The sequence below is a fragment of the Pseudoxanthomonas japonensis genome (assembly GCF_043632995.1).
Taxonomy (GTDB): Bacteria; Pseudomonadota; Gammaproteobacteria; order Xanthomonadales; family Xanthomonadaceae; genus Pseudoxanthomonas_A; species Pseudoxanthomonas_A japonensis.
On record NZ_CP171632.1, the window covers coordinates 591,839 to 617,905 of the forward strand.

Consider the following 26,067-nt stretch of genomic DNA (forward strand, 5'->3'; position numbering starts at 1 on the left):
AGGTTACCGGGTGGGCCGGTCTGCGGCCAGTCTTGACCGGTGCCGCCGTGCCGCGACGCGGCGACGCCCGGCGTGGAGCGGGCGCCTAGCGAACCGCGTTTTTCCCCGTGGATTCACGAGATTTTTCCTTGCCGCTGGTCGGTCTGATTGTTAGGCTAGCCGACTTCGTTTTTGCCCAAAAAATCGCCAGCCCCGCGCGATTTTCCAGCCCCCAGCAGGAACCCGTCCCCCGATGTTCAAGAAGCTCCGCGGCATGTTCTCCAACGACCTGTCCATCGACCTGGGCACGGCCAATACCCTGATCTACGTGCGCGGGCAGGGCATCGTGCTGAACGAGCCGTCGGTCGTGGCGGTGCGCCAGGATCGCGCCATCGGCGGCTCGCGCTCGGTCGCGGCGGTCGGCGCGGAGGCCAAGCAGATGCTGGGCCGCACCCCGGGCCACATCACCACCATCCGCCCGATGAAGGACGGCGTGATCGCCGACTTCACCTATACCGAGGCGATGCTGAAGTACTTCATCAAGAAGGTGCACAAGTCGCGCTTCCTGCGTCCCAGCCCGCGCGTGCTGGTCTGCGTGCCGGCCGGCAGCACCCAGGTGGAGCGCCGCGCGATCAAGGAATCGGCCGAAGAAGCCGGTGCCCGCGACGTCTACCTGATCGAGGAGCCGATGGCGGCCGCGATCGGCGCCGGCATGCCGGTGACCGAGGCGCGCGGCTCGATGGTCATCGACATCGGCGGCGGCACCACCGAGGTGGCGGTGATCTCGCTGAACGGCATCGTCTACTCGCAGTCGGTCCGCATCGGCGGCGACCGCTTCGACGAGTTCATCACCAACTACGTGCGCCGCAACCACGGCATGCTGATCGGCGAGGCCACCGCCGAGCGCATCAAGCTGGAGATCGGCTGCGCCTACCCGCAGGCCGAGGTGCAGGAGATGGAGATCTCCGGCCGCAACCTCGCCGAGGGCGTGCCGAAGATGATCAAGATCAACTCCAACGAAGTGCTGGAGGCCCTGCACGAGCCGCTGTCCGGCATCGTCAGCGCGGTCAAGCTGGCGCTGGAGCAGACCCCGCCGGAACTGTGCGCCGACGTCGCCGAGCGCGGCATCGTGCTGACCGGTGGCGGCGCCCTGCTGCGCGACCTGGACCGCCTGATCAGCGAGGAAACCGGCCTGCACGTGCAGGTGGCGGACGATCCGCTGACCTGCGTGGCCCGCGGCGGCGGCCGGGCGCTTGAACTGGTCGACATGCACGGCAACGAGTTCTTCGCGCCGGAATGAGGCAGGGAATGGGGAATCGGGAGTGGGGAATCGGCGTTTCGCCTTTCCGTGCGTCTGATTCGTCCCTCCCACAACCGCTTTCACGCTCCGTATCGCAGGCGCACGATCCGGAATGCCCTCCACGTGCGTTCCGCCATTCCCCAGTCTCCATTCTCAATTCCCGGCCCTGATGCCTTCCTACGCCGGTCCCCCTGTCGCCACCCGCGGTGAAGTCGCCAGCACGCTGCGCCTGCTCGGCTATCTGGCGCTGACCATCGCGCTGGTGATCCTCGATCACCGTGGCGGCTGGCTGTCGCAGGTGCGCGCGCAGGCCAATGTGGTGACCCAGCCGCTGTGGTGGATGGCAGGCCTGCCCGGTCGCGTGACGACCCGCGTGCAGGACGACGCGGCGACCCGCACCGGCCTGATCGAAGAGAACCAGCGGCTGCGCAACGACATGCTGGTCGCCAACGCCCGGCTGGCCCGCCTGCAGACCGCGGCGGCCGACAACGCCCAGCTGCGCGCGCTGCTCGGCGTGAAGACCTCGCGCGGGCTGGACGTGCAGCTGGCGCCGATCCTGGACATCGACCTGGCGCCCGGTCGCCAGCGGCTGGTACTGGATGCCGGCAGCCGCGCCGGTGCGCTGGTCGGCCAGTCGGTTATCGATGCCGGCGGCCTGATGGGCCAGATCATCGAGACCACGCCCGCCCACGCCACCGTGCTGCTGCTGACCGATCCGGACCACGCCGTGCCGGTCGTGGTCGCGCGCAACGGCGTGCGCCTGATCGTCTACGGCCGAGGCCGCAGCGACCTGCTGGAACTGGCCGACGTGCCGCTCAACAGCGGCGTGGAAGTGGGCGACGTGCTGGTGACCTCGGGCCTTGGCGGGCGCTTCCCGGCCGGGTTCCCGGTCGGCAGGATCTCTGCCCTGCGCCCGGACGACAGCCACGCCTTCCTGGTCGGCGACGTCACCCCGGCCGCCCGCCTGGACCGCGGCCGCGACGTGCTGCTGCTGAAGTCCGCGCCACCGCAGCCGATGCCGCCGGCGGATCCGTCGCGGTTTTTGCCTGAGGCGGCTGCACCAGCGGCAGGCGCAGCCGGGACGGCGGAAACGGGACCGGCCGCGTCCGCGACCCAAAGCCCCTCTCCCGCCGGGAGAGGGGTTGGGGTGAGGGCCGACGAAGGCAGCACCGGGGCGGCTGCGCAGAATGCATCCGCGCCCGCGCCCACTTCTTCGCAAGTCCCGCGCCCTGCGAACGTGCCGACCCTCTCCCCAACCCCTCTCCCGGCGGGAGAGGGGCTCAACGGCCGCGCGCCCGCAGCCGGCGAAAGACTCAACCGCGATACTCCGCCTTCGCCCCGCCCGACCACGCAGGAGCCGCAGCGATGAGCCGCGCCCGTACCGGCTGGCTGATGCCCCTGAGCATCATCGTCGCGCTGCTGCTGGGCCTGCTGCCGCTGCCCGACACGCTGCAGCCGCTGCGCCCGTACTGGCTGGCGCTGGTGGTGGCGTACTGGGTGATCGAGGCGCCGGACAGTGCCGGTCTGGGCTTTGCCGTCATCGTCGGCCTGGTCGCCGACCTGATGTTCGGCACGCTGCTCGGCGAACAGGCGCTGCGCCTGCTGATCATGGCCTTCATCCTGCAGCGCTTCCGCGCCCGGCTGCGCTTTTTTCCGATGTCGCAGCAGGCACTGGCGATCGGTGGCCTGTTGTTGAACGACCGCATCGTCACCACGGTCGTGCACCTCGCGCTGGGCGAGCCCACGCTGCCCTGGCAGTACTGGTGGGCGCCGCTGCTGGGCATGCTGTTCTGGCCGCCGCTGTTCGTGCTGATGGACGCGCTGCGGCTGGGTCGCCGCAGGCGGGGCTGAGCGATGCTCGGGGCCCGCCGGCGCGGCAAGAATCCGCACGCCGAAGCCGACCAGTTCCGTCGCCGTGCGGTGACCGGTTTCATCGTGGTGGCGCTGTGCCTGCTCGGCCTGGGTGCGTGGTATTTCAAGCTGCAGGTGGTCGATCACGACGAGTACGCCACGCGCTCGGAAGCGAACCGCATCCGCCCGCGGCCGGTCGTGCCCGGGCGCGGCACCATCTACGACCGCAACGGGCTGCTGCTGGCGGAGAACGTGCCGGCGTTCCGCCTCGACGTGACGCCGGACAAGGTCAAGGAGCCGGCGAAGCTGGTCGCCGACCTGGCGAAGATCATCGCGCTGTCGCCCGAGGACATCGAACGCTTCGAGGCCACGCGCAAGGCGACGCGCGGCTTCCGCCCGATCACGCTGAAGCTGCGCGTGACCGAGGAGGAGATGGCGCGCTTCGCGGTGGACCGCTGGCGCTATCCCGGCGTGGAGCTGGTGCCGTACCTCACGCGGCGCTATCCGTACGGCGAGCTGTTCGCGCACATCGTCGGCTACGTCGGTCGCGTCGACGAGAAGGACCTGGAAACCCTGGGCGAGATCAATTCGGCCCTGACCCACATCGGCAAGACCGGCCTGGAGCGCTATTACGACGAACAACTACGCGGAAAGATCGGCTACGAGAAGGTCGAAACCAACGTGGAAGGCCGCGCGCTGCGCGTGGTCGGTCGCGTGCCGGCGCAGGCGGGTACCGACCTGCGGCTGAGCGTGGATGCCAAGCTGCAGCAGGCCATCGTCGATTCGTTCGGCGAACTGGAAGGCTCGGCGATCGCGGTCGATCCGCGCACCGGCGAAATCCTGGCGATGGTCAGCCTGCCGAGCTACGACCCCAACCTGTTCGTCAACGGCATTTCCAGCAAGGACTTCAAACAGCTCAACGACAATCCGTCGCGCCCGCAGTTCAACCGCCTGGTGCTGGGTGGCGTGGCGCCGGGTTCCACGCTGAAGCCGCTGATCGCGCTGGCCGGCCTGGACAGCGGCAAGCGCAAGCCGGAGGACACGGTGGTTTCCACCGGCATGTTCTACCTGCCGGGCACCAGCCGCGGCTGGGGCGACGCCAGCCGGCGCGGCCACGGCGTGACCAACCTGCGCAAGTCGATCTCGCAGTCGGTCAATACGTATTACTACCGTCTGGCGCTGGACCTGGGCATCGCGCAGTTCGACGACTACATGGAGCACTACGGGTTCGGGCAACCGACCGGTGTGGACCTGCGTGGCGAGATCGGCGGCATCCTGCCGTCGCCGGCGGCCAAGCTGAAATCGCGCAAGGAGCGCTGGTATCCGGGCGACACTGTCAACGTCGCCATCGGCCAGGGCGACTGGAAAGTCACGCCGTTGCAACTGGTGCGCGCCACCGCCGGCATCGCCAACGGGCAGATGCGGCGCCCGCATCTGGTCAGCGAGGTGCGGCACGGCTTCGACCGGCCGTGGGAGCCGCTGCCACAGCCGGCGCCCATCGCGATCAGTCCGAATCCCGCGAACGTGGAGGTGGTGCGGCTGGGCATGCAGGACACCATGCAGCCCGGCGGCACGGGCTGGCGAACGGCGCTGGGTGCGCCCTATCTGATGGCCGGCAAGACCGGCACCGCGCAGGTGATCAGCCGTCGCGGCACCGCCGCGGTCGACCCGCGCAGCCTGCCGATGCACCTGCGCCACCGCTCGCTGTTCGTCGGCTTCGCGCCGGCCGACAACCCGACGATCGCCATCGCCATCGCCGTGGAAGGCGGCGGTTACGGCGGCAGCACGGCCGGCCCGATGGCACGCAAGATCTTCGATGCGTATCTGCTGGGGAAGATGCCGGAGAAGGAGGGCGAGGAAGGCGTGCCCGTCGGCACGACGCCAGCGACACCGCCGGCATCGCCGACGATGGCACCCGTGCAGCCGACGAGTCCGACGCCGAGTCAGATGCCGAGCCCCGCTCCCTCTGGCGGAGTGCCCGTTCAAAGCCCCTCTCCCCCCGGGAGAGGGGTTGGGGTGAGGGTCGGTGAAGACCGTATGCGCAATGTTCGCGGTGACGTTGCCGCGCTCGCACCAGATTCGCATGGGAAGTTCACCGTTGCGCTTGCCCCGACCCTCACCCCAACCCCTCTCTCCCACGGGGACTTCCTTCGGTCGCCGGGGGGAGAGGGGTTCGAAACCGCCTCCGCTTCGAGGGCTTCGGCATGACCGATCTCCTGCGCTGGGGTTTCGACCTGCTGCGGCATCTGCTGCGCACGGTGGACTGGCTGCTGCTCGGCGCCTTGCTGGCGTTGATGGCCATCGGCCTGGCGGTGCTGTACAGCGCCGGCGGCGAGGCCCTGGGCTCGCGGCTGGTGCTGGCGCAGGGCGTGCGTTTCGGCGTGGGGCTGGTGGCGATGTGGGCGCTCTCCCGCGTGACGCCGGTGCGCTTGCGCGCGTGGACGCCGGGCGTGTTCGCGGTCGCGCTGCTGCCGCTGGTGCTGGTGCTGTTCATCGGCACCGGCAAGCACGGCGCGCACTGGATCGACCTGAAGTTCTTCTACCTGCAGCCGTCGGAGCTGCTGAAGATCGCGCTGCCGATGATGCTGGCGTGGTACCTGCACCGCGAACCGCTGCCGCCGGGCTGGCGCACGACGATCGTCTCGGCGCTGCTGATCGGCCTGCCGACCGGACTGATCCTGCTGCAGCCCGATTTCGGTACCGCCATGCTGGTCGCGGCCAGCGGCGTGTTCGGCCTGTACCTGGCCGGGCTGTCGTGGTGGTGGTTCATCACGGCGGGCGTGTTCGGTGGCACGGCGGTGGGCCTGGTGATGTTCGCGCCGATCTCGTGGTTCTCGTTCCTGCGCGAATACCAGCAGAACCGCATCCTGACGTTCCGCGACCCGGAGAACGATCCGCTCGGGGCGGGCTGGAACATCCTGCAGTCGAAGATCGCCATCGGCGGTGGCGGCTGGACCGGCAAGGGCTGGGGGCAGGGCTCGCAGTCGCATCTCGACTACCTGCCCGAACACACCACCGACTTCATCTTCTCCGTGCTGTCGGAGGAGTTCGGCTGGGCCGGCGTGGCGGTGGCATTGTCGCTGTACCTGTTCGTCGTCGGTCGCTGCCTGTGGATCGCGATGGATGCGCGCGACACCTATTCACGCCTGCTCGCCGGCACGCTGGGGATGGCGCTGTTCGTCTACGTCATCGTCAACGGCGGCATGGTCTCGGGCCTGCTGCCGGTGGTCGGTGTGCCGATGCCGCTGCTGAGCTACGGCGGCACGTCGGCGGTCTCGCTGCTCGCGGGGCTGGGGCTGGTGATGGCGGTGCGCGCGCACCGGCCCGTGCACGGGTATTGAGGAGCGAGTGGAGAGGAGTGAGAAGTGAGTAGAAGCGGGCTCTGCTGTTCCTAACTTCTCACTCCTCTCCACTCGCTCCTGCACCACGGGCTGTTCACGATTTTCCGCACCCTGCGTGCTACCCTCGCGCCGATGATGCGAAACGCACTTTCCTGTCTGCTGGTGCTGGGCCTTGCGTCCTGCGCCACGCCGCAACCCCCGCCGCCGGCCGCGTCGGCGACGCCTCCCGCTTCCGCTTCCACAACCCCGGCCGAAACCTCGGTCGAGCGTGTCGCCGAGGTGCCGCCGGAAGCGCTGAAGCCGGTCGATTTCCCCACCGCGCGTGCGCAGTTCGTCAAGGACACGGCGGCGAAGTACGGCATCGCCCCGGCCGAGATCGAAGCCACGCTGGCCAAGGCGCAGTTCCTCGACAGCGTGGTCGCGGCCATGTCGCGTCCCGCCGAGCGGGTGAAGCCGTGGAGCGAGTACCGCGTCGGTTTCCTTACGCAGGCGCGCATCGACGGCGGGCGCAAATTCATCGCCGCGCATCGCGACGAACTGACCCGCGTCGAGCAGCAGTACGGCGTGCCCGCCGAGGTGATCGTCTCGATCATCGGCGTGGAAACCAACTACGGCGGCTTCACCGGCCGCCACAAGGTGCTGGATGCGCTGTATACGCTGGCGTTCCGTTATCCGCGTACCGGCGATCCGGCGCGTGCCGCGTACGAGCATCGCCGCGAGCAGTTTTTCCGTGATGAACTGGCGCAGCTGTTCGCGCTGGGCCGCGAGGAGAAGCTCGACATCGCGTCGCTGACCGGCAGCTATGCCGGCGCGATGGGACTGGGCCAGTTCATGCCGTCCAGCTACCGCGAATTCGCGGTGGACGGCAACGGCGACGGTCGCCGCGACCTGTTCACCACGTATCCGGACATCTTCGCCTCGATCGCCAACTACTTCCGCAAGAAGGGCGGTGAACGCGGTGGCTGGGTGCCGGGCGGTGAGGTGGTCGCGCGCGCGCAGTTGCAGGACGGGTTCGCCGAGTTCAATCCGGATACGTGGACGCCCGATTACACGCTGGCGCAGCTGGCCGAGAAGGGCTATCGCCCGATCGAACCGGTGGCGCCGGACGCCACGGCGACGCTGGTCCAACTGGATGGCGCCGACGGCAAGCAGTACTGGCTGGGCTTCCAGAATTACTACGCGATCACCCGCTACAACAACTCCAAGATGTACGCGATGGCGGTGTACCAGTTGTCGCAGGCGATCGCCGGCCGCGAGATCCCGCCGGCATGAAGTGGCTGGCCCTGCCGCTGCTGGCGGTAGCCCTGGCCGCGTGCAGCACGGCACCGAAGAAGTCCCCGTCGCCATCGACCGGCGGCATCACCCGCCCGTCGACGGCGAAGCCTTCGCCCGGCATCGCCGGCAAGGACTGCTCGCGTTACGCGCCGGCGCAGGAAGACCTGTCCACGCGCGGCGACTACACCGCCGGAGGTCTTTACAAGCCGGGCGTGTCGGATACCACACCGGATCACGTGCCCGACCTGGACTGCATCCGCGAACCCGCGGTGACCGCCGAAGCGCGTTCGCCGATCGGCAACAAGTCGCCTTACAGCGTGCTGGGCAAGCAGTACCGCGTGCTGGACAAGGTGGACGGGTACGTCGAACAGGGCACCGCGTCGTACTACGGCAACAAGTTCCATGGCCGCCGCACCTCCAACCAGGAGGTGTACGACATGTACGCGTACAGCGCCGCGCACAAGTCGCTGCCGCTGCCGAGCTTCGCGCGCGTGACCAACCTGGACAACGGGCAATCGGTGGTGGTGCGGGTGAACGACCGCGGACCCTTCCATGAGGGCCGCGTGATCGACCTGAGCTACGCCGCCGCGGTCAAGCTGGGCATCACCCAGCGCGGTACCGGGCGCGTGGAAGTGCGTGCGCTGACGCCGGATGGCAGCACGCTGGCCACCGCGCCTGCCCCTGTGCCTTCGTCGTCGGCGATGGACCAGTTGGTCGGGCAGTTGCCGAAAGACGCGGCGCGTTACCACGTGCCGGCGAAAGCGGGCGATACCCCGAGTGCGGCCGGTTTCGAGGCGTGGATGAAGGCCAACGGCGTGCGCGTGGCGTCCGGCAAGCCGGGCGCGCCCACTGCGCCTGCCGTGGTCGCCAGCACCGCCATGCCGACCCCTGCAGTGCCCACGGGTGCAGCGCCGGTCGCTGCATTGCCGGCTGCCGTGCAACTGCAGGTCGCCAGCTTCTCCAGCCGCGACAACGCCGACCGCGCGCTGGCGCGCCTGACCGCCGCCGGCATCGCCGATGCGCGGCTCAGCGATGTGCCGGGGGCGGACCGTCCGCTGTGGCGGCTGCGCGTGGGCGCGGCGGATGCCGCCTCGGCCGAAGCGCTGGCGGGCAGGATCGCGAGCCTGGGATTCGGACGCCCGCAGATCGTCCGCGAATAAGGCCTGCCTCCATCCGGGGCTTTTTTACGTCTTTCCAACCCACGTCGCGGCTGGTCTCCCTACAATATTCGCCTTGAATCGTCAGGCCCACGGCCTTGCCAGGAGTTTTCCGCCGATGAAGTTCCGTTTCGCCCTCGCCGCGCTCGCGACCACCGCCATGGGCCTGGCCATCGCCCAGACCCCCGCGCCGACCCCGGCACCCGCCGCTCCGGCTGCCGCCGCCGTGGAAATCCCGCCGCCGCCCAAGCCCGTGGGCACGGCCTGGGTGCTGGTCGACTACATCACCGGCCAGGTCCTGGCAGGCGAGAACTACAACGAGCGCGTCGAGCCGGCCAGCATCACCAAGGTCATGACCTCGTATGTGCTGGCGGCCGAGCAGAAGAACGGCAAGATCAAGCCCGACGACCAGGTGATGATGAGCGAGCGCGCCTGGCGCGAAGGTGGCGCCGGTACCGACGGCAGTTACAGTGGATTCGCCGTCAACAAGACCGCGCCGCTGCTGGACATGGAAAAGGGCATGGCCGTGCAGTCGGGCAACGATGCCGCGATCGCGCTGGCCGAACACGCCGCCGGCAGCCAGGAAGCCTTCGCCTCGCTGATGAACAACTACGCCGCGCAGATCGGCATGAAGGGCTCGCACTTCGTCAACGCGCACGGCCTGTCCGCGCCGGAGCACTACTCGACGGCGTACGACCTGGCGCTGCTGGGCCGCGCCTTCATCCGCGACTATCCCGAGCAGTACGCCTTCAACAAGATCAAGGAATTCACGGTCGGCACCATCACCCAGCCGAACCGCAACCTGCTGCTGTGGCGCGATGCCAGCGTCGACGGCATCAAGACCGGCCACCACTCGGGTGCAGGCTACTGCCTGATGAGCTCGGCCAAGCGCGGCGACCAGCGCCTGGTCGCGGTGGTGATGGGCTCGACCTCCGAGAAGCAGCGTGCCGATGACAGCCTGGCGCTGCTCAACTGGGGCTTCCGCTTCTACGAAACGCACCGCCTGTACGAGCCGGGCAAGGCCATCGCCACGCAGCGCGTGTGGAAGGGCCAGGCCAAGGAAGTGCAACTGGGCGTCGCGCAGCCGATGCTGGTCAGCGTGCCGCGTGGTCGCTACGAGCAGCTGAAACCGACGATGGACGTGCCGAAGACGCTGGTCGCCCCCATCACCGCCGGGCAGGCCATCGGCACGGTGAAGGTCACGCTCGACGGCAAGGTCGTCGCGGAATCGCCGCTGGTGGCGATCACGCCGATCGAAGAAGCCGGCTTCTTCAAACGCCTGTGGGATGCGTTCTGGATGTGGTGGGAGTCGGAGTGATCCGACGCATCACCCGCTGAAGAAAGGCCGGCGCATGCCGGCCTTTTCTTTTCCGCCTACAGGCCACTGGCGATCAGCGCGATGGCAATGATCGCCAGCGGGATGGCGAGCAGGTTGATGCGACTCAGCCGCTCACGGAACAGCAGCGTGCCGGCCAGCGTGCCCAGCACGACCACGCCGATGTTCATCGTGGAGAACACCACGGCCGGATTGTCCGGCAGCGCACGATGCGCCTTCACGTAGAACAGGATGTTGCCGAAGTTCAGTGCGCCGAGCAGCAGGCCATACCCAAGTGCCGGCAGCGCAAGGGCGGGACCGCCACGCGCGCTGCGTACCCGTTGCACGCCCTGCATCACCACGAACGCGGCGATGAAGGCGACCTGCAGCGACGCGGCGAACGGCGTGCCGGCCGCGGCGATGTGCTTCAGCAGCACGTCGACACTGGCATAGCCGACCAGCACCAGCAGCGGCAACGCCCAGCCGGTCCAGCCGCCTTCGGCTTCCGCGGACGCGGCGCGCGGGCGCAGCACGAGCAGCACGATCGCCAGCAGACCCAGTGCGAGACCGGTCAGGCGCAGCGCATCGGCCCGTTCGCCGAACCAGAGGAAGGCGGCCAGCAGCGACAGCACCAGCGACATGCGCTGGGCGATGTCGGTGCGCACGATACCGGCCGCGCGTACCGAGGCCGACAACGCCAGGAAGATGCCGGGCAGCAGCACCGCCAGCAGGGCGAGGGCAGGCCAGGGTGCGTGCGGCGCGGCGAGCGACGCCAGCGGCGGGTCCAGCAGGGCGAAGCACAGCAGCGAGGCCGCCAGGTAGTTCCAGGCGATGCCCTGCGCGGTGTCGATGCCGCGCCGCTGCATGAGCTTCAGCAGCACCGAGACCAGCACGCTGCAGACGACGCTGGAGAGCAGGTAGGGCACGGCGGGCCTCGCGGATGGGGCCGGCATTATCGCCGCATCGCCCCCTGCGCCACGTCCGATGGCCTTTGGGTGTCACTCTTTTCGTTTTCATCCAGCGAAACCGCATTCTTCGCCTATCATCGCGTTCGGGCGACCCGGCACGCGAAGGCAGGCCACGCCCGCAACGGAAGGTCCGCGGGGTGCGGGCACCATCATTCTCAAGGAGAAGCACGCGTGAACAGGGGAACCTGCAAGAAGATGACGATGACGGCCTGCCTGCTGATGGCGGCCGCTGCGACAGCGCCCGCCTGGGCGCAGCGCCAGAGTGCGCAGGACCAGCGCAAGCAGCAGACCGCGGAGATCCCGACCTGCACCAAGCCGCTGGGCAGCATCTCGGTGATCGAGCCCGAGGACGGCGTGAACTGGTGGAGCGGCCAGCAGCTGCCGGCGCCGTCGAAGCTGATCAAGGTGTTCGTCAACAAGTCGCGCTGCTTCACGCTGGTGGATCGTGGCGTCGGCATGGGTGCGGCGATGGCCGAGCGTGACCTCGCGGCCAGTGGCGAACTGCGCAATCGCTCGAACATCGGCAAGGGACAGATCCGTGCGGCCGACTACGTGCTGGTGCCGGACCTGATTTCGCAGAACAGCAACGCCGGCGGCAATGCCATCAGCGGCCTGCTGGGCGGGCTGATGGGCGGCAACGTCGGTCGTGTGGTCGGCGGACTGGACTTCAAGAAGAAGACCGCCGACGTGGTGCTGACGGTCACCGACGTGCGTTCGTCCGAACAGGTCGCCATGGCCGAAGGCAGCGCCAAGAAGACCGACATCGGCTGGGGCGCGGGCGGCAGCCTGTTCACCGGCAGCCACTGGGGCGGCGGCGGTGCCAGCGGCTACGCCAACACCGAGATCGGCCAGGTCATCACGCTGGCCTACCTGCAGGCCTACACCAACCTGGTCAGCGAACTGGGCGGCCTGTCCGGCAATGCGTCGGCTTCCAATGCCCACCAGGCGGTCGAGATGACCAAGCCGGGCCGGTTGTTCGCCAATCCCAAGGGCACCGGCAAGGCCGTGCGCGATCTGGATCCGGGCATGATGCTGTACCCCACCGGCAACAAGGACGGGGTGATGTGGGAAGTCGAGGACGAACTCGGCAACAAGGGCTGGGTCTCGTCCAGCCTGGTGCAGCTGGCGCGCTGAACCGCCGCGCTGCAGTGACGGAGGGCCGCGCAAGCGGCCCTTCGTCGTTCCGGGGGCGTGCGGCTTGGCTTTCGCCGCCGGCGTCCCAATAATCCGGGCATGGAAATCAAATCCGACAACCCCGAACACGGCTTCCAGTTCCCCGGCACCTTCGAGCTCAGCGCGATGGGCACGGCGGGCACCGGCCTGGAGACCGAATTGCCGCGCCTGCTGGAATCGAAGGGCGTGGAAGTCGTCCACGAAGACATCAGCTGGAAGCATTCGGCCAACGGCAAGTACGTCTCCGTTCGCATCCGCTTCCAGGCCAACGACCGCGCCCAGTACGACGCTGCCCATGAGGCGTTGCGCGACCATCCCGAAGTGAAGTGGACGCTGTGACGGCGACCTGCATCGTCCGCGAGCTCGGCCGCCAGCCGTACGAGCCGGTCTGGCGCGCGATGCAACGCTTTACCGATGCGCGCACCGAGGCGACCGCCGACGAACTGTGGCTGGTCGAGCACGATCCCGTGTTCACCCTCGGCCAGGCCGGCAAGCCCGAGCATGTGCTCGCGGCGGGCGATATTCCGGTGATCAACGTCGATCGTGGCGGACAGGTGACCTACCACGGTCCCGGCCAGATCGTCGCGTATCCGCTGTTCGACCTGAAGCGCCTCAAGGTCGGCGTGCGCGAGTATGTCTGCAAGATCGAGCAGGCGATGATCGACACGCTCGCCGACTGGAACATCCACGCCGAACGCAAGGACGGCGCGCCCGGCGTGTACGTGGCTGGCGCCAAGATCGGCGCGCTCGGCATCCGCGTGCGTCGCGGCTATACGTTCCATGGCCTCGCGTTCAATATCGCGATGGACCTGGAGCCGTTCCACCGCATCAATCCCTGCGGCTACCAGGGCCTGCAGGTCGTCTCGCTGGCCGATCTCGGCGGCCCGGGCAGCATGGGCCAGGTGAAGCCGGTGCTGCTGAAGCACATGGCGGAACAGTTTGGCCTCGCGCTGCAACACGAGACCTCGTTGCCGGATCTTTCCGAAGCCGCCTAGCGCGGACTGGTTATGTAATTGTGGGAGCGACGTCAGTCGCGATGGCTTTCCAGGGAATCTTGCCGCCGTAGGTCATCCAGGCCTGGCGTATTCCAGGGCGCATCACGCATGGCTGCCTTCGCACGTGGTCGTATCGCGACTCACGTCGCTCCCACATCGATTTTTGATCGCATGTGTCGCGCCACCCCATGCCACAATCGGTCGCCATGAATGATGCGACCCCGTCCCTCGATGCCGAACGCAGTGCCCTGATCGAACGCGGCTTGGTGCGATTGCGCGCCGTATCGACGGATGTCGATGCCCTCCTGGTCGACACGCATCACATCGATCGCGTATCGCGTGTCATCGCGACCAGCGACTTTGCGCTCGAAACGCTGCGCCGTCAGCCCGACCTGCTGGCGGCATTGCTGCACGACGATGGCGCGGCGCCATGGCCGGTGCCCGCGTTGGTGCCGGACAACACCACGCACTGGCCGGAGCTGTTGCGCCGCTACCGCGCGGCGGAATCGACGCGCCTGGTCTGGCGCGATGTGCACGGCCTGGACACCGTCGACGACACGCTGGCCGGCACCACGCGGCTGGCGGAAATCTGCCTGCAGACCGCACTCGAAGCCCTCGAAGCGGAATTCGCGCAGCGCCATGGCGTGGTGCGTGCGCCCGATGGCAGCGCGCAGCGGCTGGTCGTGTTCGGCCTGGGCAAGCTAGGTGGCGGTGAGCTGAACTTCTCGTCCGACATCGACCTGGTCTACGCGTATCCGCAGGGCGGCGAGTCCGACGGGGCGCGATCGCTGGCCGCCGAGGATTACTTCATGCGGCTGGGCCAGCGGCTGGCGAAGCTGCTGGACGAGCCGACCGTCGATGGCTTCTGCCACCGCGTCGACCTGCGCCTGCGTCCGTTCGGCAATGCCGGGCGCGTCGCGCTGTCCTTCGCCGGCATGGACCAGTACTTCCAGCGCGAGGGCCGCGACTGGGAGCGCTATGCGTGGCTGAAGGCGCGCGCGGTGGCGGGCGATATCGAGGCCGGCGAGCGCTGGCTGGAATCGCTGCGCCCGTTCGTCTACCGCCGCTACCTGGACTACACCGCGCTCGATGGCCTGCGCGAGATGAAGGCGGCGATCGCCGCCGAAGTCGCGCGCCGCGAGCTGGCGGACGACATCAAGCGCGGGCCGGGCGGCATCCGCGAAATCGAATTCCTGGCGCAGGCATTGCAGTTGATCCGCGGCGGTCGCGAACCGGCCCTGCGCGAACGCCGCCTGCGCATCGCGTTGCCGGCGCTCGTCGCCGCGCGCCAGGTCTCGGTGGAGGAAGGCGATGCGCTGATGCAGGCCTATCGTTTCCTGCGCCGGCTGGAGAACCGCCTGCAGATGCTGCGCGACGCGCAGACGCATGCGCTGCCGGAAGATCCCCTGGACCGCCATCGCATTGCGCGTGGACTCGACTATCCGGACTGGGACGGCCTGCGCGCCGCCCTGGACGTGCAACGCGCACGCGTGGCCGCCGAATTCGCCGAACTGCTGGCGCCCCGGCAGCGCGATGCGGCGCCGGATGCCCTGGCGCTTTACTGGCGTGCGCTGCCCGACGGTGGCGAGGCGGACACGCTGGCGGCCTCCGGTTTCGCGGATGCGGGCAGTGCCGATGGCGCGCTGCGCGAGTTCGCGCAGTTCAGCGGCGTGCGTGCGTTGTCCGACAGCGCGCGCGCGCGACTGGATCGCGTGGTGCCGGCGTTGCTCGACGCCTGTGCGCGCTCGTCCCAGCCGGATGCCGCGCTGCGGCGCGTGCTGTCGCTGCTGCAGGCCATCCTGCGTCGCGCCAGCTATCTGGCGCTGCTCGACGAACAGCCCAGTGCGCTCGGTCGGCTGGTGGACGTGCTGGCACGCAGTGCGCTGCTGTCCGAGCGCCTGGCGCAGTACCCGTTGCTGCTGGACGAGCTGCTCGACACGCGCGTCTCCGGACCGATGCCGGATCGCGACGAACTGCGGACCGAGTGCGAGGCCGCACTGGTCGAGGACGATCCGGAAACCTGCCTGCGCGTATTGAACGAGCGGCGCCTGGCGCTGAGCTTCCGCGTCGCGTTGGCCGCGCTGGATGGCCGCCAGTCGGCGCGCGACAGCGTGCGCCAGCTGGCGTGGCTGGCGGACGAAGTCGTCCGTGTCGTCGTGCAGGTCGCCACGCGCGATGTCGCCGCGTCGCACGGGATCGTCGCGGACGGCCGGTTCGCGGTGGTCGGCTATGGCAGCCTGGGGGGCGAAGAACTCGGCTTCGGTTCGGATCTCGACCTGGTATTCCTGTTCGATGCGCCGGCCGACACGGAATCCGATGGCGCCCGCCCGATGGAAGCGGGTCGCTGGTATGCCCGCCTGGCGCAGAAGATCGTCGCGCTGCTCGGCGCGGTGACGGCGGCGGGCCGGCTCTACGATGTCGACGTGCGCCTGCGCCCTGACGGGGCGAAGGGGCTGCTGGTGTCGTCGCTGACGAGCTTCACCGAGTACCAGCGCGAGCGTGCCTGGACCTGGGAACATCAGGCGCTGGTACGCGCGCGTGGCGTCGCCGGCGATGCCATGCTGTTGCAGGCGTTCGAGGACGTCCGCACCACGACGCTGGCGCGCTCGCGCGACGACGACGTCCTGCGTGGCGAGGTGATCAGGATGCGTGCGCGCATGCGCAGCGAGCTGGACCGCAGTGACGCCGCCCGCTTCGACCTGAAGCAGGGTGCCGGTGGCCTGGTCGACCTGGAGTTCCTGCTCCAGTACCTCGTGCTGCGCGATGCCACGGTGCAGCCCGCCTTGCTGCTGCCACGCGATACACCGGGGCTCATCGGGTCGCTGGCGACCGCGGGCGCACTGTCTTCGCAAGAAGCCGATGCGCTGGAAGCGGTGCACGCGACCTTCGTCGCCGAGGGGTTGGCCTGCACGCTGGATAGACGTCCAAGGCTGGTCGTCGAGAACGCAGGACTGGCGACGGCACGCGCCGTGGTGATGCGGACGACGACGGCACACGGACTCGCCTTCGATCCGCTGTAGGAGCGGGCCATGCCCGCGATGCGCTTGCCTTGATGTCGAATCAGACGCATCGCGGGCATGGCCCGCTCCTACACAGGGTCAGGGGGCAGCAGCATCCGAAACGTAGCTACGGGAGCAGGAGGCCCAGTCGGGTGCGCACCTCGGCGGCGATGCGGGCGGTCTCGCGCAGCGGCTCGCCCTCGAACGTCGTCGATCCGTCGGCGAGATCGTGGATGCGTCCGCGCTGGCGCAAGGCGTCGAGGAAGCGGCGAGGACGTCCGCCGACGCGACCGGGTTCGAATACCTGCACCGGTACACGCGTGCCGCAGGCTTCCGACAGCATGTTGACCGACTCCGGTGTGCAGACGATGCGGTCGGCCCAGGCGAGCAGGCCGGCATACGGATTCGGGCCGTCGGACGGATCGCACCACAGGAGCGTATGCGGCCGGTGTGCCCAGCGCCGGCGCACGGCGTCGATCACGGCGGGTGGCGTGCGTCGTGAGGTGGTGACCAGCAGGCTGCCATCCGCCGCCATGTCATCGATCAGGATCGCGAGCCGTGCGAACGCAGCGGCATCGAACCGGTAGTGCGCGCTGTCGCCGCCGAGCAGCACGGCCGTCCGTGGCGAGGGTAGGGCGGCGAGTGTGGGAAACGCGGCGCGTGCATCGGCTAGCCAGGCATCGTCGACCGGGTTCAGGCTGCCGAGCAGGGACAGCACGTTTGGACCAGTGAGCCCATCGTGTTCCGGTGCGATGACCAGATCCCAGTGCGAAGGATCGATGCGCGGGTCGAGGATCTGCACGACGCGGCTGCCGCGTCTGCGCAGCAGCCGCGTCGCCAGCGCGGCCTGGCGACCACAGCCGATCGCAACTGCGGGCGCATGCATCCATGAGGCGTGGAAGGCCGTACCGAATGCGTGTTCCGCCGCGGGTAGCGCGTGGGGCGCGATCCAGCGCCAGGGTGCACGCGGTTCCAGCGTCACGTCCCACGCGCGCCCACCGAGTGCACGCGCCAACGACTGCGCCTGGCGTACGTTGCCGGCGTGGCCATCGGTCAGTGTGCAGAGACCGCGGGAATCGGCCTGGAGGGGGCGTGTTTGTTCCACCGGTTAAAACAATCCGTTCCGGGTCGATTGGATATTGCCATGGTCAGGACACTCTACACTGCCTGTCCGATGCGCCGGCCCGTGCCGCCGCGACGCGCTTCCCTTCCTTGCGACAGGTAACCCATGTCCCACGCCCTCGATGCCGCCTCGCTCGACCAGCTGTTCCGCACCGCCCGCACCTACAACGCCTTCACCGGCGAGGTCAGCGACGACACCCTGCGCCAGCTGTACGACCTGCTGAAGTTCGGTCCCACCCAGGCCAACACCACGCCGGCGCGCTTCGTGTTCGTGAAGTCCGCCGAGGCCAAGGCCAAGCTGGGTCCGGCGCTGTCCGAAGGCAACTACAAGAAGACGATGGAGGCCCCGGTCACCGTCATCATCGGCCGCGACGAGGACTTCCACGAGAAGCTGCCGTTCCTCTTCCCGCACACCGACGCCAAGGCGTGGTTCGACGGTCCGCGCGAGAACCGCAGCAAGCCCTCGCTGCGCAACATGAGCCTGCAGGCGGCCTACCTGATCATCGCCGCGCGCGCGCTGGGCCTGGATGCCGGCCCGATGACCGGCTTCGATGCGGACAAGGTGGACGAGGCGTTCTTCGCCGGCACCGCCATCAAGTCGGACATCCTGGTCAACCTGGGCCATGGCGACCCGGCCAGCATCTTCCCGCGTTCCCCGCGCCTGGGCTTCGACGAAGCCGCGCGCATCCTCTGACACCCCACCACCCGGAGACATCCCCATGCGCAAGACCCTGCTCGTTGCCGCCCTGTTCGCGTTCGCCGGTTCCGCCTTCGCGGCGCCGGTGACCTACAAGATCGATCCCAGCCACACCAACGTGCTGGCCAGCTGGAACCATTTCGGCTTCTCCAACCCCAGCGCCAACTTCGGCCAGGCCGACGGCACGCTGGTGTACGACGCCGCCGACGTGTCCAAGTCCAGCGTGCAGGTCACGCTGCCGCTGACCGGCCTGAGCGCGCTGGCCGACCAGTTCTACGACCACCTGACCAGCGACAAGTGGTTCGATGCCGCCAAGTATCCGTCCGCCACCTTCAAGAGCACCAATGTCGAAGCTGCGGGCGAAGGCAAGCTGAGGGTCACCGGCGACCTCACCATCAAGGGCATCACCAAGCCGGTGGTGCTGGACGTGACGCTGAACAAGGCGGGCGAGCACCCGATGAAGAAGGTGCCGGCGATCGGCTTCGACGCCACGGCCACCGTCAAGCGCAGCGATTTCGACGTGGGCGCGTATGCCCCGATGGTCAGCGACGAGGTCGCGCTGAAGATCACCACCGAAGCCACGGCCGACGCGAAGAAGTAAACCCGCTGCGATCCGGCGCTCCTCCCCCGCCGGGTGCCGCCAGCAAGGACTCGCCGCCCCGCCCACGCCGGGCGGCGTTTTCCTTTTCGGAGGCGGTTCCATGGGCGGCCGTGGCGCCGGCTGGTAGACTGGCCGCCTCGTTCCACGACCGCCTGCACGCCATGAGCCAGACCGCCACCGCGCCCGCCAACGCCGAGAAGCGCTACACCGTGTCGCGCGCCGACCTGCCGCTGAGCTGCCCGCTGCCGTCGATGGCGTTGTGGAACTCGCACCCGCGCGTGTACCTGGCCATCGAGGACGCGGCAGGCGGGGAAGTGCAGTGCCCGTACTGCGGTTCGCACTTCGTCCTGGCCGACTGACCGGCTGATGCGGGCCCCGCGCGCGGCCCATCGCCCATGCGCCGCCTGACCGTCGTCCAGCTGCTGCCGGCGCTGGAGTCCGGCGGTGTCGAACGCTCCACCCTCGAGATCGCCGACGCGCTGGTGCGCGCCGGCCATCGTGCCGTGGTCGTGTCCGCGGGTGGCCGGCTGGAGTCCGCGCTGCGCGCCATCGGCGTCGAGCACGTCACCCTCGACATCGGCCGCAAGTCGTTGCTGACGTTGCGCCATGCCGGCGCATTGCGGCAGTTGTTCGCCGATGTCGGCGCCGATATCGTGCACGCGCGTTCACGCCTGCCGGCCTGGATCGGTCTATGGGCGGTGCGCAGCATGCCGTCGGCATCGCGGCCGCGCTTCGTCACCACCATGCACGGGTTGAATTCGCCGGGCCGCTACAGTGCGGTGATGACCTATGGCGAACGCGTGATCTGCGTGTCCGACACGGTGCGCCGTTACCTGCTTCAGCACTATCCACGAACGGATCCCGGCAAGCTGGTGGTGATCCCCCGCGGCATCGATCCGGCGCAGTTCCCGCGCGCCGCGCACCCCGATGCCGAGGCGCGTGCATGGGCAGCAGCGCAGCATCCCGCGCTGGCGGGCGATGGTCCGCTGTTGGTGTTGCCGGGACGTGGCACGCGCCTGAAGGGGCACCGTGAGGCGCTCGCGTTGTTGGGCAACCTGCGCGACCGCGGCGTGGATGCCCGCCTGTGGATGCCCGGCGCCCGGGAACGCGGTCGCGAGCAGTACGTGGTCGAGCTGGAAACGGAAGCGCAGCTCGGCCGGTTCGCCGATGCGCTCGCCATCACGCCGCCGACGACGGAAATCGCCCGTGCCTATGCCGCCAGCGACCTGGTGCTGCAGCTGTCGCGCAAGCCCGAAGCCTTCGGTCGCACGGTGATCGAGGCGTTCTCGGTGGGACGTCCGGTCGTGGGCTGGGCGCACGGTGGCGTCGGCGAACTGCTGGCCGGACTGCAGCCGCGCGGCGCCGTGCCGGCGTTCGACGAAGGCGTGCTGCTCGACACGGTGCAGGACGTCCTCGCCCATCCACCGCCGCCATTGGCTACGATGGCGGCCTACACCCTGCGAGCGATGCAGGACGCCACGCTCGCCCTCTACCACGATCTTGCCGATGACCGCCGACTCGCCATCGATTCCTGATACGCCGCGTCCACGCGACACGCACGGCTGGCGCTGGGCACCCGCATGGGTGCTGACGTTCGTCGCGTTGTGGCCGGCACCGGGTTACGCCGAAGGCGTCATGGTGCTGGGTGCGCTGGCGGCCATCGTCCGCCTGCTGCTCGGCCGCTTCCGCGGCGGCACGCGGCTGTTGAGCGGTGGTGCATGGGCGCTCACGAGTGCGTTGTTCGCGGCGTACTGGTTGCCGCAGGCGATCTCGGCGATCGATGCCGTCGACATGCCGCGCGCGCTGCGCGAGGCGGCGGTGGACCTGCGCTACCTGCCGTTCCTGTGGCTGGTGGCGGCGGCGGTGGCGAATGCGCACGCCAGACGCACGACGTTCAAGGGGCTTGCGGTCATCGTGGCGATCTGGACGCTGGATGCGCTGGCGCAGGTGGTGTTCGGCACCAGTCCGCTGTTCTGGGGGCTGGACCAGCTGAAGCAGCTGATCAGTGGACGGCCGATGTGCACGCCCGAGCAGATGGCGGGGATCGACCGGCTCAGCGGCTTTCTTGGTCCGTGCAACCGCAAGCTCGGCGTGGTGATGGCCAGCCTGTCGCCGTTCCTGCTGTTCGCTGCGGCGCGCCGCATGCAGGTGGCGGGCTGGTTGCTGGCGTCCGCCGCCATCGGCGTCGTCGTGCTGCTGGCGGGCGCGCGCGCCGCCTGGATCACCTATGCGCTGGTACTGGTTCTGTCTGGCTGGAAGCTGCTCGGCTGGAAGCGCGTGCTGGGTGTGTTCGCGTTCGGTGCGGTGTTGCTGGCAGGGCTGACGCTGGTATCGCCGCAGGTGCGTGAGCGCATGCTGTTGACCACGCAAGCGCTGACCGCCGACGAGTCTGGCGTGGATACGGCGCTGTCGGGCCGCGGGCAGATCTGGTCCGCGGCGGGCTGCATGATCGCGCGCCATCCGATCAATGGTGTCGGCGCGCGCGGTTTCCGTGAAGCCTTCCCGGAGTGCGATGCGAACGCTGAAGGGCGCCCCGCCTGGGGCCAGGGCCCGGCATTCCACGCCCACCAGATCGTTCTCGAAATACTCAGCGAGACCGGCATCATCGGCCTGCTGCTGTGGCTGGCCGGCGCGGCGCTGGCGATACGCGCATGGCGCTACGCCACGCCGCAGGCGAAGGAGCGCGCCCGCCCGGCGATGCTGGCGCTGGCGGTGACGGTGTTTCCGTTGAACACGCACCTCGCGTTCTATTCCACCTTCTGGGGCGGGCTCACGCTGATGCTGGCGGCGCTGTATGCGGGCAGCCTGCTGGCGCGCGATGACGAGTGAGCGCGCGCGTGGCGTGCGTTGCTGGTTCGTGGCGCCCGCCAATCTGCTGGCGGCTGGTATCGCGCGACTGCCGCAACCCTGGTTGCTGAGCCTCGGCAGCGTGGCGACGTGGTTGCTGTGGCCGCTGCTCGCCAAGCGCCGGCGCCACGCGGCGGCCAACCTTGCGCTGTGTTTTCCCGCACTGGACGAACGCGCCCGCATGCGCCTGCTGCGCGACACCGTGCGTGCGACGGTGACCGGCGTGTTCGAACTGATCCGCGGCTGGTACGCGCCTGCGCGCGTCCTGCGCGGGCTTGCCGACGTGCAGGGGCTCGAGCACGTCCGTGCCGCGCAGGCGCAAGGGCGCGGCATCCTGCTGTTCGGCGGGCACATCCCGCATTCGGAGCTGTGCGCCCGTCTGCTGGGCGAGGCGCTGGGCGAACGCGTGAGCATCGTCGCGCGGCGCAACAACGACCCCTGCATCGAGCGATGGATGGATAGCGCACGCCGGCGCGTGTTCGCCGACGTCATCGCCAAGAAGGATGTCCGCGGCCTGCTGCGCACGCTGTCGCGCGGCGGCATCGTGGCGTACTCGGCCGACCAGGATTTCAACTACCAGAACGCCTTCGTGCCGTTCTTCGGCGTGCCGGCGGCCACCCTGACCGCCACGCCCGACCTGGCGCGCCGCGGCAACGCGGTGGTGCTGCCGTTCTGGTTCCATCGCGATGCCGACGGACGCTACCAGCTACGCGTGGAGCCGACGTGGAGCGGATGGCCGAGCGGCGATCCGGCGCAGGATGCGGCGCGTTACATGGCGGAGTTGGAAACCGTCGTCCGCCAGCATCCCGAGCAGTATCTGTGGGTGCACCGGCGATTCAAGACACGCCCGCCGGGCGAGCCGGAGCTCTACCGGTAGAGTTCGCCACGGCCGTCTGGCTGGCGTTTGAAGCGCCGGTGGATCCACAGGTACTGGGTGGGCGCCTGCCGCACCATCGCCTCGATCGCCGCGATCACGCGCGCGGTGTCGGCGGTGGCATCGGTCGAGGGGAAGTCCTCGAACGCGGGCGACAGTGTCAGCGTGTACCCGCCGTCTTCGCGGCGCACGTGCGCGAAGGCGATCACCGCCGCACCGGACAGCCGCGCCAACTGGTGCGTCGAGGTCAGGCTGTAGGCGGGGTGGCCGAAGAACGGGACGAACACGCTGTCGCCGCGGCGCGTGTCCTGGTCGGGCGCGAACCACAGCAGGCCGCCCTGCTTGAGGTGTTTCAGCGCGGGACGCAGTTCCTCACGCGTGAACATCGCGGTGGCGTAGCGGAGCCGTCCGCGCTTGACCGCCCACTCCATCGCGCCCTGGTTGTGCGGGCGGTACATGCCGGCCAGCGGTGCGTAGTCGCACATCAGGCGCGCCGAGATCTCCAGCGTGGTGAAGTGGCCCGACACCACGATCACGCCACGTCCGCCTGCGCGCGCCGCGGCCAGGTGTTCGAGCCCTTCGACCTGCAGGCCCTTCCGCATCGGGTCGACGCTGCCCCACCACGCGCGCGCGAATTCGAACAGGCCGATGCCGAGCTCGCCGAAGCTGGCGCGCGCCAGCGCTTCCTGCCGTTGCGCATCCAGCTCGGGAAAGCACAGCGCGATATTGCGCCGGGCCACATGCCGGCGATCGCGCAGCACGAGGTACAGCAGCGCACCGACGGCGCGGCCGATCGGGCGCTGCAGGACCCACGGCACGCGGGCGGCCAGCCATGCCAGTCCGATGCCCAGCCAGGACGGCCACTGCCGTGGGCCCATCGGAGGACGCTCGCCGGCGTCGGAGGATCGCTTCTCGGATTCGGCCATGACCCATTGTAGCGGCGCGCCCGGGTATCCTTGTCGCCCATGTCGAACCGTACCGCCGAACGCCTGCTGCGCGCCCTGTACTCGGCGGTGCTGTACGTGCTGACGCCGGTCACCCTCTACCACCTGATCTGGCGCGGCTTCCGCTATCCGGAGTATTTCCAGCGCTGGAACGAGCGCTATGGCAACTACGATGCTCCGGGCGGGGCGGTCGACGTGTGGCTGCATGCGGTGTCGGTGGGCGAGGTCAACGCCGCCGCGCCGGTGGTCGACGCGCTGCTGAAGCGGCATCGTGGCCTGCGCCTGCTCATCACCACCATCACGCCGACCGGATCGCAGCGCGTGCAGACGCTGTGGGGCGGGCGCGTGCTGCACGTGTATTCCCCCTACGACCTGCCCGGTGCCGTGTCGCGCTTCCTGCGGCATTTTCCGCCGCGCCTGGCGCTGATCATGGAAACCGAACTCTGGCCCAGCCTGCTGTTCGGTTGCCACGATCGCAAGGTGCCGCTGTACATCCTCAACGCGCGGCTGTCCGCGCGTTCGCTGCGTGGCTACAGCGTGTTGCGGCCACTGATCGCGCGCACGCTGCGCACGGTGCGCAAGGTGGCGGCGCAATCCGGCGACGACGCCGCGCGCTTCGTGCAGCTGGGCGCGTTGCCCGGACAGGTGCGCGATGTCGGCAACCTCAAGTTCGACATTCCCGTGCCGGCCAACGTGGGCGAGGTGGTCGCCGGCTTCCGGCAGCATCTGTCGAGCGGCCGGCCGGTCTGGATCGCCGCCAGCACGCACGAGGACGAAGAGGCCCCCGTCCTCGCCATCCACGCGCGGCTGCGCCAGCGCTGGCCGGACCTGCTGCTGCTGTGGGCGCCGCGACATCCGGAACGCTTTCCACGCGTGGCGGAGGCGGCGAGCGAGGCCGGCTGGAAGGTCGGCACGCGGCGCGAGGACCGCTGGCCGTCCGCCGGCGACGATGTCTTCGTGCTGGACACGCTGGGCGAACTGATGGCGTTCTACGCGTGCGCGGACGTCGCCTTCATCGGTGGCAGCCTGCAGGCCATCGGCGGCCACAACATGCTGGAGCCCGCGGCAGTGGGAACGCCGGCGGTCACCGGGCCGCACCTGCACAACTTCAGCGAGATTTCGCGCCGCCTCAAGGAGGCCGACGCGTTGGTGATCGTGCCCGATGCCCAGGGCGTGGCGGAGGCGATCGACGCCCTGCTCGCCGACGACGCCCGCCGCCGCGGCATGGCGGAGCGGGGCCGGGCGCTGGTCGAACACGGACGCGGCGCGCTGGCGCGTACGCTGGTGATGATCGCGCCGCACCTGCCGGCACCGGTGGCATGAGCGCGGCCACGCCGCACGCGCTGGCCGGCGTGCGCGTGCTGGACCTGACGCGCGTGCTTGCCGGACCATGGTGCACGCAGACGCTGGCCGACCTGGGTGCCGAGGTCATCAAGGTGGAACGTCCCGGCAGCGGCGACGACACCCGCGGCTGGGGGCCGCCGTTCCTGCGGGATGCAGAAGGAAACGAGACCACGGAGTCTGCGTACTACCTGTGCGCGAACCGCAACAAGCGTTCGCTGACCGTCGACATCGCCACCGAAGAGGGACAGGCCGTCATCCGCCGGCTTGCGCTGCACAGTGACGTGCTGGTGGAGAACTTCAAGGTCGGCGACATGGCGCGCCACGGCCTGGATGCCGAGGTACTACGTGCGTCCAATCCACGACTGGTGTACTGCTCGATCACCGGCTTCGGCCAGCAGGGTCCTTACGCGCAGCGCGCCGGCTACGACTTCGCCATCCAGGGACTCGGTGGCCTGATGAGCGTCACCGGTGCCGCCGATGGCGAGCCGCAGAAGGTCGGTGTCGCGGTGGCGGACTTGTTCACTGGAATGTACGCGACGGTGGCCATTCTCGCGGCGCTGCGTCACCGCGATGCGACCGGCGAAGGACAGGTGATCGACATGGCCCTGCTCGATGCGCAGGTCGCGATGCTGGCCAATCTGGGCAGCCACTACCTGGTCGGCGGTGACGTGCCGCCGCGGCAGGGCAATGCGCACGCCAACATCGTGCCGTACCAGGTCTTCGCCGTGGCCGACGGCCACCTCATCGTGGCGGTCGGCAATGATCGGCAGTTCGCGCGGCTGTGCGAACTGCTGGGCGACCCAACGCTGGCCGGCGACGTGCGTTTCGCGACGAATGCGGGACGCGTGCGCCATCGCGATGTGCTGGTGCCGATGTTGCAGTCGGCCTTCCGTTCGCATGACCGGCAAAGGTGGCTGGCGTCGCTGGAAGCAGCAGGCATTCCCTGCGGGCCGGTCAACGACATCGCCGATGTGTTCGCCGATCCGCAGGTGCTGGCACGCGGCATGGTCGCGCACGTCGAACACCCGCATGCCGGTGCAGTGCCACTGGTCGCGAGCCCACTGAAGCTGTCGGCGACACCGGTCGATCTGCGGCATGCGCCGCCGCTGCTCGGACAGCATACCGACGAGGTGTTGCGCGAGGCGGGCTACGACGATGCGGAGATCGCGGCGCTGCGTGCACGTGGCGCGATCTGAACCGGAAGTGGGAGAGTTGGCCGTGGGAGCGACGTGAGTCGCGAGCTCTTGGGCGGCATGCGGCGCTTGCTTCGCGACTGACGTCGCTC

Annotated in this window: 22 protein-coding genes and 1 pseudogene; 20 read left to right on the top strand and 3 right to left on the bottom strand. The window is 69.0% G+C overall.

Going from position 1 to position 26,067, the window contains the following annotated elements; genetic code table 11:
* Positions 1-232 precede the first annotated feature (232 nt).
* The 8 genes and pseudogenes from ACGHX3_RS02580 to ACGHX3_RS02615 all read left to right on the top strand — a co-directional run bounded on the left by ACGHX3_RS02580 (position 233) and on the right by ACGHX3_RS02615 (position 10,221).
* Complete coding sequence (locus tag ACGHX3_RS02580) at positions 233-1,279, top strand: rod shape-determining protein (RefSeq protein ID WP_055937350.1); 1,047 nt, start codon at positions 233-235, stop codon at positions 1,277-1,279.
* Between the two features lie 169 nt (positions 1,280-1,448).
* Positions 1,449-2,648: a rod shape-determining protein MreC gene (gene mreC / locus ACGHX3_RS02585; protein WP_394696301.1), complete on the top strand. Its 1,200-nt coding sequence runs from the start codon at positions 1,449-1,451 to the stop codon at positions 2,646-2,648.
* The gene (gene mreD, locus ACGHX3_RS02590) at positions 2,645-3,130 is read left to right on the top strand and encodes a rod shape-determining protein MreD (RefSeq protein ID WP_162337152.1); all 486 of its coding nucleotides are present in this window, start codon (positions 2,645-2,647) and stop codon (positions 3,128-3,130) included. Before mreC ends, mreD begins: the two co-directional genes overlap by 4 nt.
* Before the next feature lie 3 nt (positions 3,131-3,133).
* Positions 3,134-4,972, top strand: a pseudogene (mrdA, locus tag ACGHX3_RS02595) (penicillin-binding protein 2); the annotation flags it as partial.
* Between the two features lie 362 nt (positions 4,973-5,334).
* Positions 5,335-6,471 (top strand): rod shape-determining protein RodA, encoded by a 1,137-nt coding sequence (gene rodA / locus ACGHX3_RS02600; RefSeq protein ID WP_394696302.1) that lies wholly within the window; start codon positions 5,335-5,337, stop codon positions 6,469-6,471.
* A gap of 132 nt (positions 6,472-6,603) precedes the next feature.
* Complete coding sequence (mltB, locus tag ACGHX3_RS02605) at positions 6,604-7,743, top strand: lytic murein transglycosylase B (protein WP_394696303.1); 1,140 nt, start codon at positions 6,604-6,606, stop codon at positions 7,741-7,743.
* Positions 7,740-8,906: a septal ring lytic transglycosylase RlpA family protein gene (locus ACGHX3_RS02610; protein WP_394696304.1), complete on the top strand. Its 1,167-nt coding sequence runs from the start codon at positions 7,740-7,742 to the stop codon at positions 8,904-8,906. Before mltB ends, ACGHX3_RS02610 begins: the two co-directional genes overlap by 4 nt.
* A 115-nt stretch (positions 8,907-9,021) precedes the next feature.
* The gene (locus ACGHX3_RS02615) at positions 9,022-10,221 is read left to right on the top strand and encodes a D-alanyl-D-alanine carboxypeptidase family protein (protein WP_313929474.1); all 1,200 of its coding nucleotides are present in this window, start codon (positions 9,022-9,024) and stop codon (positions 10,219-10,221) included.
* A 56-nt stretch (positions 10,222-10,277) separates the two neighbouring features.
* Here ACGHX3_RS02615 and ACGHX3_RS02620 read toward each other — a convergent pair whose 3' ends face one another.
* Positions 10,278-11,144 (bottom strand): EamA family transporter, encoded by an 867-nt coding sequence (locus ACGHX3_RS02620; RefSeq protein WP_394696305.1) that lies wholly within the window; start codon positions 11,142-11,144, stop codon positions 10,278-10,280.
* A 261-nt stretch (positions 11,145-11,405) separates the two neighbouring features.
* On the opposite strand from ACGHX3_RS02620, the gene ACGHX3_RS02625 reads away from it, so the two are divergent.
* The 4 genes from ACGHX3_RS02625 to glnE all read left to right on the top strand — a co-directional run bounded on the left by ACGHX3_RS02625 (position 11,406) and on the right by glnE (position 16,374).
* Complete coding sequence (locus ACGHX3_RS02625) at positions 11,406-12,320, top strand: CsgG/HfaB family protein (protein WP_394697222.1); 915 nt, start codon at positions 11,406-11,408, stop codon at positions 12,318-12,320.
* A gap of 99 nt (positions 12,321-12,419) precedes the next feature.
* Complete coding sequence (locus tag ACGHX3_RS02630; RefSeq protein ID WP_192310976.1) at positions 12,420-12,698, top strand: DUF493 family protein; 279 nt, start codon at positions 12,420-12,422, stop codon at positions 12,696-12,698.
* Positions 12,686-13,354, top strand: a complete 669-nt coding sequence (gene lipB / locus ACGHX3_RS02635) for a lipoyl(octanoyl) transferase LipB (RefSeq protein ID WP_394696306.1) — start codon at positions 12,686-12,688, stop codon at positions 13,352-13,354. Before ACGHX3_RS02630 ends, lipB begins: the two co-directional genes overlap by 13 nt.
* Positions 13,355-13,560: 206 nt before the next feature.
* The gene (glnE, locus tag ACGHX3_RS02640) at positions 13,561-16,374 is read left to right on the top strand and encodes a bifunctional [glutamate--ammonia ligase]-adenylyl-L-tyrosine phosphorylase/[glutamate--ammonia-ligase] adenylyltransferase (RefSeq protein WP_394696307.1); all 2,814 of its coding nucleotides are present in this window, start codon (positions 13,561-13,563) and stop codon (positions 16,372-16,374) included.
* 106 nt (positions 16,375-16,480) lie between these two features.
* Here glnE and ACGHX3_RS02645 read toward each other — a convergent pair whose 3' ends face one another.
* Positions 16,481-17,458 (bottom strand): mitochondrial fission ELM1 family protein, encoded by a 978-nt coding sequence (locus ACGHX3_RS02645; protein ID WP_394696308.1) that lies wholly within the window; start codon positions 17,456-17,458, stop codon positions 16,481-16,483.
* A 123-nt stretch (positions 17,459-17,581) separates the two neighbouring features.
* On the opposite strand from ACGHX3_RS02645, the gene ACGHX3_RS02650 reads away from it, so the two are divergent.
* The 6 genes from ACGHX3_RS02650 to ACGHX3_RS02675 all read left to right on the top strand — a co-directional run bounded on the left by ACGHX3_RS02650 (position 17,582) and on the right by ACGHX3_RS02675 (position 22,497).
* Entirely contained in the window at positions 17,582-18,169 is a 588-nt protein-coding gene (locus ACGHX3_RS02650) for a malonic semialdehyde reductase (protein WP_162337142.1), read from the top strand.
* Positions 18,170-18,194: 25 nt separating this feature from the next.
* Positions 18,195-18,773, top strand: coding sequence for a YceI family protein (locus tag ACGHX3_RS02655; RefSeq protein WP_394696309.1), 579 nt, complete (start codon positions 18,195-18,197; stop codon positions 18,771-18,773).
* Positions 18,774-18,934: 161 nt separating this feature from the next.
* Complete coding sequence (locus tag ACGHX3_RS02660; protein WP_062357310.1) at positions 18,935-19,132, top strand: zinc-finger domain-containing protein; 198 nt, start codon at positions 18,935-18,937, stop codon at positions 19,130-19,132.
* Between the two features lie 36 nt (positions 19,133-19,168).
* The gene (locus ACGHX3_RS02665) at positions 19,169-20,308 is read left to right on the top strand and encodes a glycosyltransferase (protein WP_394696310.1); all 1,140 of its coding nucleotides are present in this window, start codon (positions 19,169-19,171) and stop codon (positions 20,306-20,308) included.
* The gene (locus ACGHX3_RS02670; protein ID WP_394696311.1) at positions 20,280-21,602 is read left to right on the top strand and encodes an O-antigen ligase family protein; all 1,323 of its coding nucleotides are present in this window, start codon (positions 20,280-20,282) and stop codon (positions 21,600-21,602) included. Before ACGHX3_RS02665 ends, ACGHX3_RS02670 begins: the two co-directional genes overlap by 29 nt.
* The gene (locus tag ACGHX3_RS02675; RefSeq protein ID WP_394696312.1) at positions 21,592-22,497 is read left to right on the top strand and encodes a lysophospholipid acyltransferase family protein; all 906 of its coding nucleotides are present in this window, start codon (positions 21,592-21,594) and stop codon (positions 22,495-22,497) included. Before ACGHX3_RS02670 ends, ACGHX3_RS02675 begins: the two co-directional genes overlap by 11 nt.
* Here ACGHX3_RS02675 and lpxL read toward each other — a convergent pair.
* Positions 22,488-23,420, bottom strand: a complete 933-nt coding sequence (gene lpxL, locus ACGHX3_RS02680) for an LpxL/LpxP family Kdo(2)-lipid IV(A) lauroyl/palmitoleoyl acyltransferase (RefSeq protein ID WP_394696313.1) — start codon at positions 23,418-23,420, stop codon at positions 22,488-22,490. The genes ACGHX3_RS02675 and lpxL overlap by 10 nt on opposite strands.
* 39 nt (positions 23,421-23,459) lie before the next feature.
* On the opposite strand from lpxL, the gene waaA reads away from it, so the two are divergent.
* Both waaA and ACGHX3_RS02690 read left to right on the top strand, forming a co-directional pair.
* Positions 23,460-24,761, top strand: coding sequence for a lipid IV(A) 3-deoxy-D-manno-octulosonic acid transferase (gene waaA / locus ACGHX3_RS02685; RefSeq protein WP_394696314.1), 1,302 nt, complete (start codon positions 23,460-23,462; stop codon positions 24,759-24,761).
* The gene (locus ACGHX3_RS02690) at positions 24,758-25,978 is read left to right on the top strand and encodes a CaiB/BaiF CoA transferase family protein (RefSeq protein ID WP_394696315.1); all 1,221 of its coding nucleotides are present in this window, start codon (positions 24,758-24,760) and stop codon (positions 25,976-25,978) included. Before waaA ends, ACGHX3_RS02690 begins: the two co-directional genes overlap by 4 nt.
* The last annotated feature ends 89 nt before the right edge of the window (positions 25,979-26,067 follow it).

Excerpts from the sequence above, each read along its gene's own strand:
- ACGHX3_RS02580 (WP_055937350.1), top strand. The coding sequence starts at position 233 with ATGTTCAAGAAGCTCCGCGGCATGTTCTCCAACGACCTGTCCATCGAC.
- mreC (WP_394696301.1), top strand. The coding sequence starts at position 1,449 with ATGCCTTCCTACGCCGGTCCCCCTGTCGCCACCCGCGGTGAAGTCGCC.
- mreD (WP_162337152.1), top strand. The coding sequence starts at position 2,645 with ATGAGCCGCGCCCGTACCGGCTGGCTGATGCCCCTGAGCATCATCGTC.
- rodA (WP_394696302.1), top strand. The coding sequence starts at position 5,335 with ATGACCGATCTCCTGCGCTGGGGTTTCGACCTGCTGCGGCATCTGCTG.
- mltB (WP_394696303.1), top strand. The coding sequence starts at position 6,604 with ATGATGCGAAACGCACTTTCCTGTCTGCTGGTGCTGGGCCTTGCGTCC.
- ACGHX3_RS02610 (WP_394696304.1), top strand. The coding sequence starts at position 7,740 with ATGAAGTGGCTGGCCCTGCCGCTGCTGGCGGTAGCCCTGGCCGCGTGC.
- ACGHX3_RS02615 (WP_313929474.1), top strand. The coding sequence starts at position 9,022 with ATGAAGTTCCGTTTCGCCCTCGCCGCGCTCGCGACCACCGCCATGGGC.
- ACGHX3_RS02625 (WP_394697222.1), top strand. The coding sequence starts at position 11,406 with ATGGCGGCCGCTGCGACAGCGCCCGCCTGGGCGCAGCGCCAGAGTGCG.
- ACGHX3_RS02630 (WP_192310976.1), top strand. The coding sequence starts at position 12,420 with ATGGAAATCAAATCCGACAACCCCGAACACGGCTTCCAGTTCCCCGGC.
- glnE (WP_394696307.1), top strand. The coding sequence starts at position 13,561 with ATGAATGATGCGACCCCGTCCCTCGATGCCGAACGCAGTGCCCTGATC.
- ACGHX3_RS02650 (WP_162337142.1), top strand. The coding sequence starts at position 17,582 with ATGTCCCACGCCCTCGATGCCGCCTCGCTCGACCAGCTGTTCCGCACC.
- ACGHX3_RS02655 (WP_394696309.1), top strand. The coding sequence starts at position 18,195 with ATGCGCAAGACCCTGCTCGTTGCCGCCCTGTTCGCGTTCGCCGGTTCC.
- ACGHX3_RS02660 (WP_062357310.1), top strand. The coding sequence starts at position 18,935 with ATGAGCCAGACCGCCACCGCGCCCGCCAACGCCGAGAAGCGCTACACC.
- ACGHX3_RS02665 (WP_394696310.1), top strand. The coding sequence starts at position 19,169 with ATGCGCCGCCTGACCGTCGTCCAGCTGCTGCCGGCGCTGGAGTCCGGC.
- ACGHX3_RS02670 (WP_394696311.1), top strand. The coding sequence starts at position 20,280 with ATGACCGCCGACTCGCCATCGATTCCTGATACGCCGCGTCCACGCGAC.
- ACGHX3_RS02675 (WP_394696312.1), top strand. The coding sequence starts at position 21,592 with ATGACGAGTGAGCGCGCGCGTGGCGTGCGTTGCTGGTTCGTGGCGCCC.
- lpxL (WP_394696313.1), bottom strand. The coding sequence starts at position 23,420 with ATGGCCGAATCCGAGAAGCGATCCTCCGACGCCGGCGAGCGTCCTCCG.
- waaA (WP_394696314.1), top strand. The coding sequence starts at position 23,460 with ATGTCGAACCGTACCGCCGAACGCCTGCTGCGCGCCCTGTACTCGGCG.
- ACGHX3_RS02690 (WP_394696315.1), top strand. The coding sequence starts at position 24,758 with ATGAGCGCGGCCACGCCGCACGCGCTGGCCGGCGTGCGCGTGCTGGAC.